This is a genomic window from Spirochaetota bacterium, from assembly GCA_040756435.1.
In the GTDB taxonomy this organism is placed as follows: domain Bacteria; phylum Spirochaetota; class UBA4802; order UBA4802; family UB4802; genus UBA4802.
Genome location: JBFLZD010000044.1, coordinates 1 through 15,135, shown reverse-complemented (window position 1 = coordinate 15,135; position 15,135 = coordinate 1). Strand labels below are relative to the sequence as shown.

At 34.5% G+C, this 15,135-nt stretch carries 19 protein-coding genes and 1 pseudogene; all 20 read left to right on the top strand.

The window, feature by feature from the left end:
* Positions 1 to 49: 49 nt before the first annotated feature.
* The 20 genes and pseudogenes from AB1444_12100 to folD all read left to right on the top strand — a co-directional run bounded on the left by AB1444_12100 (position 50) and on the right by folD (position 15,025).
* On the top strand, positions 50 to 394 hold the full coding sequence (locus AB1444_12100) for a hypothetical protein (GenBank protein MEW6527391.1): 345 nt from the start codon (positions 50 to 52) through the stop codon (positions 392 to 394).
* Positions 395 to 481: 87 nt separating this feature from the next.
* A complete protein-coding gene (locus tag AB1444_12095; protein MEW6527390.1) occupies positions 482 to 691 on the top strand; it encodes a hypothetical protein in 210 nt (69 codons plus the stop codon).
* A gap of 21 nt (positions 692 to 712) precedes the next feature.
* On the top strand, positions 713 to 1,708 hold the full coding sequence (locus tag AB1444_12090; protein MEW6527389.1) for a tetratricopeptide repeat protein: 996 nt from the start codon (positions 713 to 715) through the stop codon (positions 1,706 to 1,708).
* A gap of 122 nt (positions 1,709 to 1,830) precedes the next feature.
* Positions 1,831 to 2,856 (top strand): rod shape-determining protein, encoded by a 1,026-nt coding sequence (locus tag AB1444_12085; protein MEW6527388.1) that lies wholly within the window; start codon positions 1,831 to 1,833, stop codon positions 2,854 to 2,856.
* A gap of 85 nt (positions 2,857 to 2,941) precedes the next feature.
* Complete coding sequence (gene mreC, locus AB1444_12080) at positions 2,942 to 3,811, top strand: rod shape-determining protein MreC (GenBank protein MEW6527387.1); 870 nt, start codon at positions 2,942 to 2,944, stop codon at positions 3,809 to 3,811.
* Positions 3,808 to 4,308 carry a rod shape-determining protein MreD gene (gene mreD / locus AB1444_12075; protein MEW6527386.1) on the top strand — a complete coding sequence of 167 codons (501 nt, stop codon included), beginning with the start codon at positions 3,808 to 3,810 and terminating at the stop codon, positions 4,306 to 4,308. Before mreC ends, mreD begins: the two co-directional genes overlap by 4 nt.
* Positions 4,309 to 4,311: 3 nt before the next feature.
* Entirely contained in the window at positions 4,312 to 6,138 is a 1,827-nt protein-coding gene (mrdA, locus tag AB1444_12070; protein MEW6527385.1) for a penicillin-binding protein 2, read from the top strand.
* On the top strand, positions 6,138 to 7,454 hold the full coding sequence (rodA, locus tag AB1444_12065) for a rod shape-determining protein RodA (GenBank protein ID MEW6527384.1): 1,317 nt from the start codon (positions 6,138 to 6,140) through the stop codon (positions 7,452 to 7,454). The genes mrdA and rodA overlap by 1 nt, the downstream gene beginning before the upstream one ends.
* A gap of 114 nt (positions 7,455 to 7,568) precedes the next feature.
* Positions 7,569 to 8,024, top strand: a complete 456-nt coding sequence (locus AB1444_12060; GenBank protein ID MEW6527383.1) for a hypothetical protein — start codon at positions 7,569 to 7,571, stop codon at positions 8,022 to 8,024.
* 181 nt (positions 8,025 to 8,205) lie between these two features.
* Entirely contained in the window at positions 8,206 to 8,448 is a 243-nt protein-coding gene (locus AB1444_12055) for a hypothetical protein (GenBank protein ID MEW6527382.1), read from the top strand.
* Positions 8,449 to 8,462: 14 nt separating this feature from the next.
* Positions 8,463 to 9,152, top strand: a complete 690-nt coding sequence (gene queC / locus AB1444_12050; protein ID MEW6527381.1) for a 7-cyano-7-deazaguanine synthase QueC — start codon at positions 8,463 to 8,465, stop codon at positions 9,150 to 9,152.
* Positions 9,049 to 9,264 (top strand): annotated as a pseudogene (locus tag AB1444_12045) (double zinc ribbon domain-containing protein). Before queC ends, AB1444_12045 begins: the two are co-directional and overlap by 104 nt.
* A 147-nt stretch (positions 9,265 to 9,411) precedes the next feature.
* Complete coding sequence (locus AB1444_12040; GenBank protein ID MEW6527380.1) at positions 9,412 to 9,864, top strand: phosphoribosyltransferase family protein; 453 nt, start codon at positions 9,412 to 9,414, stop codon at positions 9,862 to 9,864.
* A 171-nt stretch (positions 9,865 to 10,035) separates the two neighbouring features.
* The gene (locus tag AB1444_12035) at positions 10,036 to 10,362 is read left to right on the top strand and encodes an STAS domain-containing protein (GenBank protein MEW6527379.1); all 327 of its coding nucleotides are present in this window, start codon (positions 10,036 to 10,038) and stop codon (positions 10,360 to 10,362) included.
* Between the two features lie 17 nt (positions 10,363 to 10,379).
* Positions 10,380 to 11,360 carry a polyprenyl synthetase family protein gene (locus tag AB1444_12030; protein ID MEW6527378.1) on the top strand — a complete coding sequence of 327 codons (981 nt, stop codon included), beginning with the start codon at positions 10,380 to 10,382 and terminating at the stop codon, positions 11,358 to 11,360.
* A gap of 58 nt (positions 11,361 to 11,418) precedes the next feature.
* Entirely contained in the window at positions 11,419 to 11,640 is a 222-nt protein-coding gene (locus AB1444_12025) for a tetratricopeptide repeat protein (protein ID MEW6527377.1), read from the top strand.
* A gap of 113 nt (positions 11,641 to 11,753) precedes the next feature.
* Positions 11,754 to 12,176, top strand: coding sequence for a polymer-forming cytoskeletal protein (locus AB1444_12020; GenBank protein MEW6527376.1), 423 nt, complete (start codon positions 11,754 to 11,756; stop codon positions 12,174 to 12,176).
* A gap of 27 nt (positions 12,177 to 12,203) precedes the next feature.
* A complete protein-coding gene (locus AB1444_12015) occupies positions 12,204 to 13,658 on the top strand; it encodes an RtcB family protein (GenBank protein MEW6527375.1) in 1,455 nt (484 codons plus the stop codon).
* Positions 13,655 to 14,104, top strand: a complete 450-nt coding sequence (locus AB1444_12010) for an archease (GenBank protein MEW6527374.1) — start codon at positions 13,655 to 13,657, stop codon at positions 14,102 to 14,104. Before AB1444_12015 ends, AB1444_12010 begins: the two co-directional genes overlap by 4 nt.
* Positions 14,105 to 14,128: 24 nt before the next feature.
* A complete protein-coding gene (gene folD, locus AB1444_12005) occupies positions 14,129 to 15,025 on the top strand; it encodes a bifunctional methylenetetrahydrofolate dehydrogenase/methenyltetrahydrofolate cyclohydrolase FolD (protein MEW6527373.1) in 897 nt (298 codons plus the stop codon).
* Positions 15,026 to 15,135: the final 110 nt, after the last annotated feature.

The window sequence follows — 15,135 nt, the reverse complement described above, 5'->3', positions numbered from 1 at the left end:
TAATATTTATCTTTCACTATATTTTATTATTACCATTCGGGATAGCAAAATGATTTTATTATATGCAGCAGTTGCATCAGTCATAACAGGTGTTTTACTTGTATTGTATTCTGAGTTTTTTGAAGTTTCTATAAAAAAAACGATCCCGCATGATAGATTTGTACCTAATTTTGATGAGGATTTTTCTTCACCCAGACATCACAAAACAGATAGCACATTAAATTCACATATTGATAAAGAAGATCTTAATGATTTACCTGATATTGATATTGATATTGATGTAACCCATGAAATTTCAACCAAACCTAAAAAAGATTCTTTGAATAAGACTAAAGATAAAGAAAGTGTATTGCAATCTCAAGATGCCAGAAAAGGGTATGAGGTTATTCTGTAAATTGATAGCAGTGGAACAATTGGTGCTGTTTCTGATCATCTGACTTCACATGACTGGAGTTTCCTGACCAGGGTTGGATTGGGTTATTTGGAATATGTACAGCAGGGAATAAATATTACAATTAATAATAAATTATATCGCTATGACTTTTATCGTATTGCTTCTATGAAAGCACACGATAATTACATGTTATTTACAATAAAAGGCAAAAATACCGTTAATTGTATTGTTCTTAATGAAGAGTCTGATATATTACTGAATATTGAAAAAGAATATTCCAATTTTACCAAATCTTAATTCTAAGGATGGGTTTTTATCATGTACTATCGCTATAAATCAAAACAGAGAAAAAAAATTACAACAAAATGGGTTGTGAATATACTATTGATAATTGCTGCTGTTTATGTTGTGCACCAGTATCATCAATATATTTTCTTCTGGAAGTATACAATAAATAAATTACAGGAAAAAATTGAGATAGCTTCAAAGCAGCCAGATATTACCATTCGCCAGCAGCAGTTAAAAGATCTCTGCAATGCAGCATATAAATACGCTGAAAGCAATCCGTTGAGTTCAGATGCATATTATTTACTGGGAGAATCATATTGTAATTATGCATATAGCCTTTTAAATAAACCAATTTATTCGTTATATGATGAATCAGTATTACAGAATTTTTCTGCTAATATACGCCAGTATTTTCTTTTATCTGTAAAAGCCATTAATAAAGGGATAGCTCTGGGAGGCAGGTCTTCAATTGATGACAATACAAGGGTTGTTCAGGCTGCATCTTTGTATTTAAGTGGGTATTATCCAATTAATGAAATATATACTATTATTCAAAAAGTTTCAAATATACAAAAATTATCCTTACATAATATCAGAATGTATTCCCTTATAGCCATAAAAAGTGGGCATTATGAAGAAGGGATTGAGCTTGTAAAATCCAAGGGCATTTCAGATAATATTGAAGGAAGAATGTTTTTAGCCGCATCATATCTTTATGCCAATCAGCAGAGTAATGCTATAATCCAGTATAGAAATATACTCCAAAATTCCAGGGATAATACTATTATTAAAGAAGTTCATATTGAATTGGGAAAGATATTTTATAGAAAAGGTGTATATGATCAATCTCTTGAACACCTGAATGCTGCTCTCCAGATTGATGCTCATGATGTTCAGTGTAAACTTTGGTTAGGGAAAGTATATTCAGCTGTTGGGAATGTATCTCAGGCAAAGGCGTTATGGAGTGAGGTTCTTTTGCTTGATTCAGAAAATGCCGAAGCAAAGCGATTACTGGGGATAATGTAATCTTTTTTCATTTTTGATAAAAAAATTTAATGATAATCGCTTGACAAAAACGGCCGTAAAGTATCATTCAATTGCACATAATATACTGATAATCAATTTTTTGACTAAAAGGTAAACTTATTATGATCTTCGATTCAGTTTATAGTTTATTTTCAAATGATATGGGGATAGATTTAGGAACTGCAAATACTCTGGTTCACGTAAAGGGGCAGGGAATTGTTTTGAGTGAACCTTCTGTTGTTGCTGTTCAGACCAGTACCGGTAAGGTTTTAGCAGTTGGACATGAAGCAAAAAGGATGCTTGGAAGAACTCCTGGTGATATAGTTGCAATACGCCCAATGAAAGACGGTGTTATTGCTGATTTTGAAACTGTAGAAAAAATGATACGATATTTCATACAGAAAGTACATAAACGTACTACTCTGGTTCGCCCAAGGGTTGTTATAGGTGTGCCATCAGGCATTACCGAAGTTGAAAAACGTGCTGTCAGGGAGTCTGCTGAACAGGCTGGTGCCAGGGAAATATATCTCATTGAAGAAGCACTGGCGGCAGCAATAGGTGCCAACATCCCAATTCATGAACCAGCTGGTCACATGATTGTTGATATTGGCGGCGGCACAACTGAAATTGCTGTTATATCATTGGGTGGGATGGTTATCGCTGATTCAGTAAGGATTGCTGGTGATGAATTTGATGAAGCAATTATAAAATATATGCGAACTCAGTACAACCTGGTTATTGGCGAACGGATGGCGGAGGATGTGAAATTTAGACTTGGCAATGCTTTCCCTGAAAAGAAGATTGAAACCATGGAATTAAAAGGTCGTGATGCTATCTCGGGTTTGCCACGCACATTGGAGATAGATTCTACTGAAATACGAAAAGCATTAAAAGAGCCTGTAGACCAGATTTTAGATGCTATCAAGCATACCCTGGAACGCACTCCTCCTGAACTTGCAGCTGATATAGTAGAGCGTGGAATTGTACTTTCAGGTGGTGGATCATTGCTTAAAGGTCTAGATAAGTATATCAGCAAAGAAACAGGTGTCCCGGTTATAAGAGCTGAAAATCCTTTAACCTGTGTGGTCATGGGGGCAGGCAAATTCTTAGAGGAAATTAAAAATCTTTACCGCTCTAACCTGAAGTAGTTCTGGCTGTAATTCATTCTATATACAAATGCTCTTGCATATAATGCAGGAGTATTTATTTTATACTTAAAATGATGGGTTTGTTGTGGATTTTTTTATAAAGCACAAAACAATTGTATTATTTATACTATTTTCTCTATTTTGTTTTATATCACTCTCTTTACAATCGTCTGGAGTGACAAATGTTGTGGAGGGAGCTGGTAATGCTGTTATTTTCCCATTCCAGAAATTTTACCATGCTGTACAGACAAATATTTCCTTACTTTGGTCAGGTTTTTCACAATTACGAAATGCGCAGGAAGAATTAGAAAAAACAAGATTACGCTTGCAGCAGTATGAATCTGTTGCAGAAGAGCTTGAAGAAATAAAGAGAGAAAACGAGCAACTGAGGAACCTTTTAGGCCTTAAACAACGGCTAAAGTATGACACAGTTTTGGCTACAATAATATCAAAAGATCCTGATAACTGGTTCAGAACAATAATTATTAATAGAGGTAGTTCTGACGGAATAGAAGTCAATATGCCGGTAGTTGCATTTTTTGGTGATGAAAAAGCAATAGTTGGCAAAATTATTGAAGTACGAGGTTCAATATCACGCATTCTGCCAATTATTTCTCCTGATTTAAAGATAGGGGTTGTTTTTCAGGAAAGCAGATATCCCGGTCTTTTAAGTGGGTATTCGGCTATTGGTAAATTATGTGTCATTGATTATGTTGATAAAACAGCAACTATCAAGCCAGGTGATATAGTTATCACTTCGGGGCAGGGTGGTGTATTCCCTCAAGGGTTACTTGTGGGAGTTGCAGTTAAATCATTCCCATCTGAATCTGGTGCATTTCAGCGTGTTCTTGTTAAACCGTATATCAATTTTGACCTTATTGAGAATGTTGTTGTCATAAAAAAAGAGCCGGATAAAGAGATTTTAAAATTAATTCAGGATGAATCACAACTATGATTTTAATGTATATAATAACAGGGGCTCTATTGCTGGCATCGCTTATAATACAGGGGCATTCTTCTTTTGATGTCTTAAGAATAGGTGGAGTTAAACCTGACCTGGTTTTTATAGTTGTTGTATATTTTGCCTATAGCTTTGGCTCATTATATGGTGAGGTCACTGGGTTTGTAGGTGGACTATTGCATGATGCAATTTCAAACTCACCATTAGGATTACTGGCTTTCCCCAAAATGGCTCTTGGGTATATAATTGGTTTTTTTGGAAGGTCAATTTTTAAAGAAAATCTTTTTACTGTTTTTCTATTGATCTTTTTTGCTTCTATTGCCAAAGGTGTTATAACACTAATATTATGTTATTTATTTCATCAGGGGTCGTTATCCTCAATAACTTCAATTATTTTACCTGAATCATTTTATAATGCTTTATTATCCCCACCATTATTCTTCCTTTTTGATAAGATATTTGAACAGGAGTTGTCCAGGGAAGGTCGTTAAAATATGCAATTTGCTTCAATAAGAACAAAAATTATAGAAGAGTTCAGAAAACGGCTTTTTTTTGTTGGCATTATTGTTATTGCCATGTTTGGTATTTTTTTCTTCCAGCTTGTCAATCTGCAGATAATTCAGGGGAAGGAATATTCGGAAAAGTCACGCATGAACATGGAAAACAATATTCCTATTCCTGCATCCCGTGGCGAAATTTATGACAGAAATTTTGCTTCTGATAAACAGAATATGGTACTGGCAACAAACAGACCGTCTTTTAATATTATTGTTATTCCCGCCCGATATCAGGAAAAACAAACATTATATTATGCAATAAAAAATGTATGTGCACTTTTAAAACTTCCCTATGATGAGATAATCCAGGATATTAAGGTAAATAATCCCTATAACAGATATATTATTCAGGAAGATGTTCCTTTTGATATTGTAGTAACTATCGCCACAAATCAGGATAAATTTCCAAACATCATGTGGGAAGATGCACCGGTGCGGGTGTATCCTTTTGCAAACATGTTTTCGCATGTGTTGGGATACATCGGAAGCCTGACTAAAGATGAATATAATACTTATAAGGATGTTGGATACAAATACTATCAAAAAATAGGTAAAGCAGGAATTGAACGGCAGTATGATTCAACATTACGAGGTGTTGATGGTTATGTACGCCGTATTGTTGATGCAAAAAACAGAACTGAGGGAGAAGAAATTGGCCAGCATCCCAAGCCAGGGTATAATATCGTTCTTACAATTGATTATGATGTCCAGAAAACAGCTTATACTGCATTGGGAGATAACAGGGGCTCTGTTATTGTCATGAAGCCTGCAACAGGTGAAATCTTAAGTTTAGTAAGTAAGCCGGATTATGATCCAAATCTTATTATATCAAAAAATAATGCAAAAATCATAACACAGTTAAATAATGATAAAAATAAGCCATTTTTAAACAGGACTATCCAATCGCGATATCCCCCTGCATCAACCTTTAAACTGGTTACTGCCATTGCTGCATTGGAAGAGGAAAAATGGAATCCCAATGTAACATTATATTGCCCTGGTAAATATACATTGAAGGGATATGTAGACAGGGATTTTTATTGCTATCAGGCTCATGGTTCAGTTAATTTATTGTGGGCTATTGCAAAATCATGCAGTGTTTATTTTTATCAGCTTGGCTTAAAATTAGGGCCAACTACCATTTTTAATTATGCGGGCTATTTAGGTTTAGCTGAACCGTCAGGTATTGATATACCAGGTGAGATTACAGGATTCATACCTTCAAAAAAGTGGAAACTAAAGACCTTTGGTCAGCCGTGGTTTGATGGTGATACGGTAAATCTTTCCATTGGTCAGGGTTTTATGCTGGTAACACCTATGGGCATGATGGATTTTCTATCTGCTATTGTTAATTCAGGGGTTGTTTTCAAGCCACATCTTGTAAAAGAGATTCGTTCAAATGATAATTCATCCATAGTTTCAGTTGTTGTTCCTGAAAAATTGCGGGAAATCCCTTTATCTCCAACAACGCTGGATACTATCAAACAGGGAATGAGAATGGCTGTAATCAATGGAACTGCAGCACGGTTAGGGTATCTGAAAGTGCAAATGTGTGGTAAAACAGGTACCGCACAAACACGTTCCAAAAGGCAGGAAGATGCCAGTCAGCATGCCTGGTTTGTTGGTTTTGGTCCATATGATGCAGAGCCAGAAAAGGTTGTAGCTATAGTTGTCATGGTTGAATATGGGGTTGCAGGAGCAGCTACTGCCGTGCCAGTTGCTGAACAGGTTTTCAGCACACTAATAAAAAAGGGATATTTTTAATGCTTAAAACCATAAAATCAGCTTTTCAGGAATATGATGTTAATTTCCTTTTTGCCATTATTGCTCTTGTATTAATTGGTATTATTACTATTTACGCAACAGGTTTTGACCCAATTGAAAAGGTCAACAGTGGGTTGTACAAAAAGCAGTTGTTATGGTTTATCATTGGTGCTGGATGTATGTTTGCTATTTCACGAATACATTACAGGTTACTGGGTGACTATTCGCTATATATATATTTAATATTACTATTTTTCCTTTTGATAACAACTATTTTTGGAGCAAAAATACGTAATACCCGTGCATGGCTAAGTTTTGGGTTTTTTGCCATACAGCCGTCTGAGTTTATGAAATTGGCAAGCATTTTGATACTGTCAAAATATCTGGAATTACGACAATTTGATATAAAACGATTACGTGAACTATTTATACCCTTTGCTATCATTGGCATACCTGTGTTACTCATTTACTTGCAACCAGATTTTGGCACAGCAATGATTTATGTGCCAATATTTTTAACATTATTATTTTTAGGTGGTGCTGACATTCCACAATTGATATCTATTGTAGGAATAGCTACTATAGCCCTGTTTGTGCCAATGATGCTGACATATCTGGAATGGAGTGGAGTAAGTATATCAGGTGGTATTTTTTCATTCTTAAAGGGCAATGATCTTTTATATATAATTTCTGGTTCGTTATTAATTGTTGCTATTATTACATTTATTCTTTATTTCTTCTTTAATTCTAAAATATACAGGGCAATCTATATCCCTTCTTTTATATTTTCATCAGGTTTATTCTTATCGGTCATTATACAACGATTTTTAAAAGAATATCAAAAGCGTAGAATTTTGGTATTCTTAAATCCTGATTTAGACCCTTATGGTTCAGGATATAATGTGATACAATCAAAGATAGCTATTGGTTCAGGTGGAATCATAGGCAAAGGATTTTTAAAAGGCTCACAATCACAACTGGGTTTTTTGCCTGAAAAATCCACTGATTTTATTTTTTCTGTCATTGCCGAAGAGTGGGGCTTTATTGGTGCAACTATAGTACTTCTGTTATACACGTACATCATCTATAAGGGGTTCACCATTGCATTAAAAGCTTCAGATAAATTTGGTATGCTTGTTGCAGGTGGAATAACGTGCATGATATTTTTTCATGTGATTATTAATATTGGTATGGCATTGGGTATAATGCCTGTTACTGGTCTTCCCCTTACTTTTTTATCATATGGTGGTTCAAATTTAATAATGTCACTTATTAGCGCTGGAATCCTAATCAATATAAATTCGCGTACACGATAACCATTTCCTGTTATAAAAAATAAAATAAATAATAAAGAATGCTTGCAAATTAAAGTATTATACTATATCATAAAAAGGGTTTTGCTATTCGAATAACAGTTTACAGGAATACTGATGTTAATTGCCCTTTTTATACTTCTTCAAATTTCCTTTTCATTGCACATTTATTCACTTGTTCTCTATGTATTGCGAAGAGAAAATAAATATCTCAAAGGTTTTATAAATACTACTATCAGCAATGTGCTACTGGCTGGAGCTATCACCACTTTAGCAATTATTCATCCGGTTTATGTAGCAAAGGTGGATTTTAAGCTGCTCTTATGGTTAATGACAGGATTTATCATGCTTATTATGTTATTTATAAAAATTAGTATAGCCAGGGCAATATATAAACGTAGCAAGGACCCACAACATTTTCATTACAATTATTTTGGCAAAAAGGTGTTGCATGGAACTGTCGTCAAATTTGAAGAAATATTAATTTTCTTTTTTACTATGCCTTTCTTCTTATTTTGTGGGGCATACTTTATTGCACGATTATTCAATCTATTATTATACAAACAACTATAAAATACAAAAAGACATCCTGATATTTCATGTACTGTTTCAATAGTATAAACATGTTATATGGGCGATAGTTACTGGTGAATATTTTATATTTATTAAAATTATGCTGGATTTTTTATTGCTATTTTTGTAATATTGTATAAATTATATTTCATATACTTACAATTTTCGGGGAGGTATTTGCATGGGATTAATTACCGACAAGATTAGAGAAAATGCTGAAAAGTGCAAATCATGCGCATTTCTTAAAATAAGAAATGCAGAAATTGATAAAAACAGTGTTCTGTATGATGAAGCAATGATGACATTGGAAGGTGTCTATAGGGCAAGCTGTACCATGTGCCCTTTTGAAAAGGACTTTGAAAAGGTTTATGGCATGAAACCGTATGAATACTTTCCAATGCGGATAGCAAAAAAAGAAGCCTGATAACAATATAGAAGATGGCTGCTGGTAATAGTGTAGTTTTGCTCAGTGGCGGATTGGATTCTGCCACTGCTGCTGCTGTTGCAAAAAGCAGGGGATTTTCCCTTTTTGCACTTACATTTGTCTATGGTCAACGTCATGATATTGAAGTTGAGTTTGCCAGAAAAATAGCAAACTTTCTTTCTGTTACATCGCATGAAATTATTCATTTACCAGATATATTGTTTAAATCTTCTTCACTGGTAAGGGCATCAGGGAAAGCGATAGTTCCTGGTGATGGTGTATCCATACCGGCAACCTACGTTCCTGCCAGAAATATTGTATTTTTATCCATTGCACTATCGTATGCTGAAACTATTGGTGCTTCACACATTTTTATTGGGGTTAATGCAGTTGATTACAGCGGGTATCCTGATTGCAGGCCTGAGTTTATAGAAGCGTTTCAAAATGTAGTACAAATGGGAACAAAAAGTGGCATACAAGGCAATCCAATAATTATTGAAACGCCTTTAATACGTCTTACTAAAGGTGAGATAATAAAATTAGGTTTATCATTAGGGATGGATTACTCGTTGACTACAAGTTGTTACAATCCTTCAGGTGATGGTATTCCCTGTGGTGTATGCGATAGTTGCCGTATACGGCAAAAAGGTTTTTCAGAAGCAGGAATACAGGATCCAGCCTTACATCGTAACTATGGTAAATAGTAAATTTATAACATTATTGCATTATATGCTATTAGATGTAATTTTCCCCCCATTTTGCGCTTATTGTGGGAAGCTAATATCCAATGGTGACGGTGTTTGTAATCAATGTAAAAGTAGAATTAATCTGAATATTAAAAATTATTCCGGAGAATATGTTTTTTCATTAGAAGAAAAAATACACGGCAAGCGGAAATGGTTTCTGGATGATGGTATATGGCTGTTTAAATATGAGGAGCCAGTCACAAAATTGGTTTACGCTATGAAATTTAAACATAATAAATCTATTGCCAGGTTATTTGCACAGTATTGTACTGATGCAATTAATATAATGAAATGGCATTTTGATTACATAACATATATACCTGTAACAAAAGACCGTTTATGGAAAAGAGGGTTTAATCAGTCGGAAGTTATGGCGCGCTATATAGGTAAAATGTACAATAAAGATGTGTTGAATTTATTGTATATAAAAAATGAGAAAGTCGCTCAAAAAAAGTTAAGTGGTAATGAACGATTTATTAATACATATCAGAAATATGAAATTATTCAGGATAGTAGTGATATTATTGATAAATCGGTTCTGATTGTTGATGATGTGTATACCACTGGGGCAACTATCAATGAATGTGCACGCCTGTTAAAGATAAAGGGAGTACAACATGTATATGCTTGTATCGTTGCTTATGCAATGTTGAAAGAAATGATTCTATAAGCTTTATTTGATTTATGCAAACAGTGAGTATAGTCTCATGGTACCCTGGTGTTAGCTTTAAAATATTTGAAAGCATAACAGTTGCCGTTAAAAATAATTATTGTAATTATATTTAATATGAATTATAATTATGTATAATGACAAAGTAATATTTGATACAAGAGGTAGAATATGAAAATTAAAAAAGATGATAATTTGGCTATCATAACCTTGGATGGAAGAATAGATCAGGAAATGTCAGAGGACCTGGAAAATGCATTACAAAAATTAATTGATGATGGTTATAACAATATTTGTATGGATATGACCGATGTTAAGCATATATGTAGTTCTGCACTTGGCGTAATTGTTGCTTTCAAAAGAAAGATAAAAAACGAAGGTGATATAAAGTTAGTCATAACAAATGAAAACCTGCTTAAGCTTTTCCAGACTACTATGCTTGATAAAGTATTTGAAATTTTTGAATCACAACGTGAATGTCTTAGCGCATTTGATTGATTAAGGAATACTGAAAAATGACCCCTAAAAAAGATTTGCAGTCAATACTTAGGCCTATAGAACAGTATCTTAAAGCTGTAGATGAAGCTATAAAGAATAAATTATATACAGGCATTAATCTTTTAGACGAAAGCAGTATGCATACGTTTAAAAAAAGCGGAAAAAAAATTCGTGCTTCCATGATTATCTTATCAAGTGGATTGAATAATTCTATCCCGGATGACATTATTGATATTGCCTGTGCTGCTGAAATAATTCATGCTGCTTCTTTAGTACATGATGATATTATTGATAACGCTGATTTGCGAAGGGGTTTGCCTACAGTTGCCAGGCTATATGGGCCAAAAGTTGCTGTGCTGGCTGGTGACTATATGTATACAAAAGCTCTAGAAATTGCTGTAGGAAATAACCGTACTGACCTTTTTCCTATTATGGTAGATGCAACCATTGAAATGGTGAAAGGCGAGCTGTATCAAATACAATATTCAAATATTGATAAAATAACTGAAGATCATTATTACCGTATTATTGAAATGAAGACAGCCCGTTTTATGGCTGCCTGTGCAAAGCTTGGTGCATGTGTTGCAAAAATGGATAATGAGCAGTCAGATATATTGTATAATTGTGGTTTGCAACTTGGGTATGCATTTCAGATTACTGATGACGCAATGGATTATTTGAATAATGTGGAGATTACTGGCAAGGATGCAGGCAATGACTTTATTAATGGCAAGATTACTTTACCATTGTTACGGCTATTGCAGATAGTAGGGAAAAAAGAAAAAGAATTGTTAATAAAGTATGCAAAACATCCGGATAATGAAAACTGGAATTATGTCCTTAAAAAAGCTACGGAATATAATGTAGTTGAATATTGTATAAATATTGCAGCTGAGTATGTTCAAAGAGCAGTAAAACTTCTATCAGTATTTCCTGATAGCCAATTTAAGAATGTTATGACTGAGCTGGCATTATTCTTTATTGACAGGAGATATTAATTATTGTATTATTTGTAGATTGGAGGCATACTGAAAATATTATCAGCGAGGCTAAATTATGATAACAAAAGAAAAAGAAGAGGTTTTACGGTTATACAATGCAGGATTAGATGCATATAAAAAGCGTAAATGGGATGAAGCTATAGATTTTTTTGAAAAAGCTTTAAAAGTTGATCCCAATGACGGGCCATCAAAATTATATTTAGATAGGTGCAAACAATATAAACTCACTCCGCCCCCGGATGATTGGGATGGTGTTTTCACAATGACAACAAAATAAATTATATTTTATAAATTTAGCTTGTATAATTAAACTCAAAAATCAAACTTGCTTTTGTAATAATTTGAATTTTTCATTATAAATGTTTATTTTAACTGAAGAAGGTATGTACAATGGCTAAAAAAGTTATTCAGGTTAATAAAAATCCGGTATATGAAATTGGAATGATAGCAACTGTATTTGGAAAAGATACAGAGTTTTACGGTGATCTAACATTTGAGAAATCATTACAAATTAATGGATACTTTGAAGGTGAAATTGCTTCAGGAGATTTTTTGGTTATTGGTGAAAAAGCTACTGTTAAAGCTAATATAAAAGCTAATACAGTTATTATAAAAGGTACGGTATACGGAAACATTGAAGCTAAAGACAGAATTGAAATACAAAGCGATGGCAAGCTATTTGGGAATATACGAACATCAAAGCTTATAATAGCTGATGGTGTAGTATTTGAAGGTAAATGTGAAATGATTAAAAGCCCAATACCCGTACAAAAGCAAAAACAAAACCAGAAGGAACCAGTAGCAAAAGAGTAATACTATGTTATAATAAAAATAGGAACTATGGTAAATGGCATAGCAAAAAAAATTGGAAATTGCTTATATGAAATACCCAGGGATTATAAAAAGGGGATGCGTGTACCCGCACGTATCTATGCTTCTGAAGAATTGCTTAGTAGTATGGACAGCGCTGTGTTTGAACAGCTTACAAATGTTGCTATGCTTCCCGGGATTCAGAGTTATGCACTGTGCATGCCTGATGGGCATTCAGGTTACGGATTCCCAATAGGAGGGGTTGCAGCAATAGATATAGAGGATGGTGTTATCTCACCGGGTGGAATAGGGTTTGATATTAATTGCGGTGTACGGTTATTTATTACCAGTTTACATTTTCAGGAACTATCGCCAAAACTTAACCAAATAATGGATATGCTTTTTTCACGAATACCAAGTGGAGTTGGCGGCAAAGGCATTGTCTCGTTACATGACAAACAATTTGATGAAGCAATGGTTAAGGGTTGCCAGTGGGCTATTGAACACGGCTATGGGATAAAAGAGGATTTAACGTTTTGTGAAGAAAATGGATGTATTCCAAATGCAAAACCTGAAGCTGTTTCACAAAAAGCACGGGAACGTGGCAAAGAACAGGTTGGTTCATTGGGGTCAGGTAATCATTATTTAGAGTTTCAAATTATACGTAAAGATGATATTCTGAACAGAGATATTGCAGAAGCGTTTGGCATTACTGGCAATAATCAAATTGCATGCATGATACATTGCGGTAGTCGTGGTTTTGGTCATCAGATAGCAACTGATTATTTGGATCAGTTTATATCAGTCATGAAACAAAAATATCATATTGACATACCTGACCGAGAGCTTGCTTGTGCACCATTCCATTCAAAAGAAGGGCAGGCTTACTTTCATGCAATGAATTGTGCAATTAATATTGCATTTCTTAATCGCCAATTAATATTTCATATTGTTCGTGATGTGCTTTGCCAGGTTTTTAAGAAATCGCCTGAAGAATTGGGAATAAAGTTACTATATGACGTATGCCATAATACGGCAAAAATTGAACAGTATGATATTGATGGCAAGAATAAAAATTTACTGGTACACAGGAAAGGTGCTACACGGGCTTTCACCAGAGGCATGCAGGGTATACCGGAACCATACAGGGAGATAGGGCAGCCAGTACTGGTTGGTGGGAGCATGCAATCTGCTTCATATCTTCTTGTTGGTGGACCCCTGGCAAAAGATTCTTTTTACAGTACTGTTCATGGAAGTGGAAGGGTAATGTCACGACAGCAAGCCAAGAAGCGTTTTAAAGGCAGAGATTTAGCCAATCAGATGGAAAGAGACGGAATTGCAGTGAGAACACGGTCTTTCAGTGGTTTAGCTGAGGAAGCAGGAGCTGCATATAAAGATATTGATGAAGTTATTGATGCAATTAGCAAGGCGGGTTTAAGTATTCCTGTTGCACGTATGATTCCAATAGGTTCAATAAAAGGATGAGCAAAGATAGTAACGAATATTTTGAGTTTGTTGAAGATATTACGTTAGCGGATATAGCAGTCCACTGTAAGGCTAAAACGGTTGAAAAAATCTTTAGATTAAATGCTGAAGCATTATTGCATGTGTGTCTTGAAGAACCTTCAAAATTGAAAAAAGTAGAGAAATGTCATGTTTTGCTTCAGCATAACTACCTGGATCTTTTGCTTGTCAAATTTTTAAATGAGTTGATATTTATTAAAGATACCAGAGGGCTACTGGTATATCCTGAAACTATACAAATTATATATAACAATGATGTGGTTACTTTTGAAGCTTATTGTACTGGTGATTATATAACAAATGGGTATGATATTAATATTGATCCAAAAGCTGTAACGATGCATAAGGTAAAATGTGAAAAAATAAACGATAACGAGTGGGAGTCGTTTATAGTAATAGATGTATAATTTATACTATAACATGAGGTAAACATGGCAAAAATCATTGATGGAAAAGCTGTAGCCAATGAAATTAAAGAAGATGTCAAAAAAGAAGTAGAAAAGCTTGAAAAAAAGTACGGAAAAAAGCCGACATTAGCTGTCATTCTGGTAGGTAATAATCCTGCATCGGAAGTGTATGTACGCAACAAAAAGAAAAACTCTGAAGAAGTAGGAATTAATTCTATACAGATACTGCTGGATGAAAATACTACTCAGCACGAGTTACTAACACTCATAAACCAGCTCAACAGTGATAACAATGTTAATGGCATTCTTGTGCAGTTGCCATTGCCATCACATATTAACGAAAATGAAATAATTAACGCAATTGATCCTTTTAAGGATGTTGATGGTTTTCATCCAGTAAATACTGGAAAGCTTGTCATTGGTGAAGATTGCTTTATTCCCTGTACACCGTATGGATGTCAGGAACTGATTGTGAGGACAATGCCTGATATAAAAGGAAAACATATAGTCATTGTTGGTCGGAGCAATATTGTTGGTAAGCCACTTGCCAATTTGATGGTGCAGAAAAATGACAGAGCAAATTGCATTGTAACAGTATGCCATACCGCGACAAAGGATATAGGGTATTACACCAGACAGGCAGATATTCTGGTGGTTGCTGTTGGTAAGGCTCATATGATAACAAAAGATATGGTTAAAAAAGGTGCAGTTGTTATTGATGTTGGCATAAACAGAATAGAGGACCCTGAGAATCCAGGTAAAACAAAATTAGTGGGTGATGTGAAGTTTGATGAGGTTTCTGAAATTGCATATGCCATTACACCTGTACCAGGAGGGGTTGGGCCAATGACAATAGCAATGCTTTTAAAAAATACAGTTAAGGCATTTAAATTACAAAATAACATATCCAATAAAGAATAGTAGTCACTTTGGTGGGTGAGTTATACAAACAAAAAACCCCGTATATAGCGGGGTTTTTTGTTTGATTGAATTATATCAAAATATTAATGAGCTTCTTCATGGTGTTTTTC

What these genes read in the sequence shown, in the direction of transcription:
- AB1444_12100 (MEW6527391.1), top strand. Translation starts at nt 50, where the DNA reads ATGATTTTATTATATGCAGCAGTTGCATCAGTCATAACAGGTGTTTTA.
- AB1444_12090 (MEW6527389.1), top strand. Translation starts at nt 713, where the DNA reads ATGTACTATCGCTATAAATCAAAACAGAGAAAAAAAATTACAACAAAA.
- AB1444_12085 (MEW6527388.1), top strand. Translation starts at nt 1,831, where the DNA reads ATGATCTTCGATTCAGTTTATAGTTTATTTTCAAATGATATGGGGATA.
- mreD (MEW6527386.1), top strand. Translation starts at nt 3,808, where the DNA reads ATGATTTTAATGTATATAATAACAGGGGCTCTATTGCTGGCATCGCTT.
- mrdA (MEW6527385.1), top strand. Translation starts at nt 4,312, where the DNA reads ATGCAATTTGCTTCAATAAGAACAAAAATTATAGAAGAGTTCAGAAAA.
- rodA (MEW6527384.1), top strand. Translation starts at nt 6,138, where the DNA reads ATGCTTAAAACCATAAAATCAGCTTTTCAGGAATATGATGTTAATTTC.
- AB1444_12060 (MEW6527383.1), top strand. Translation starts at nt 7,569, where the DNA reads ATGTTAATTGCCCTTTTTATACTTCTTCAAATTTCCTTTTCATTGCAC.
- AB1444_12055 (MEW6527382.1), top strand. Translation starts at nt 8,206, where the DNA reads ATGGGATTAATTACCGACAAGATTAGAGAAAATGCTGAAAAGTGCAAA.
- queC (MEW6527381.1), top strand. Translation starts at nt 8,463, where the DNA reads ATGGCTGCTGGTAATAGTGTAGTTTTGCTCAGTGGCGGATTGGATTCT.
- AB1444_12040 (MEW6527380.1), top strand. Translation starts at nt 9,412, where the DNA reads ATGAAATTTAAACATAATAAATCTATTGCCAGGTTATTTGCACAGTAT.
- AB1444_12035 (MEW6527379.1), top strand. Translation starts at nt 10,036, where the DNA reads ATGAAAATTAAAAAAGATGATAATTTGGCTATCATAACCTTGGATGGA.
- AB1444_12030 (MEW6527378.1), top strand. Translation starts at nt 10,380, where the DNA reads ATGACCCCTAAAAAAGATTTGCAGTCAATACTTAGGCCTATAGAACAG.
- AB1444_12025 (MEW6527377.1), top strand. Translation starts at nt 11,419, where the DNA reads ATGATAACAAAAGAAAAAGAAGAGGTTTTACGGTTATACAATGCAGGA.
- AB1444_12020 (MEW6527376.1), top strand. Translation starts at nt 11,754, where the DNA reads ATGGCTAAAAAAGTTATTCAGGTTAATAAAAATCCGGTATATGAAATT.
- AB1444_12015 (MEW6527375.1), top strand. Translation starts at nt 12,204, where the DNA reads ATGGTAAATGGCATAGCAAAAAAAATTGGAAATTGCTTATATGAAATA.
- AB1444_12010 (MEW6527374.1), top strand. Translation starts at nt 13,655, where the DNA reads ATGAGCAAAGATAGTAACGAATATTTTGAGTTTGTTGAAGATATTACG.
- folD (MEW6527373.1), top strand. Translation starts at nt 14,129, where the DNA reads ATGGCAAAAATCATTGATGGAAAAGCTGTAGCCAATGAAATTAAAGAA.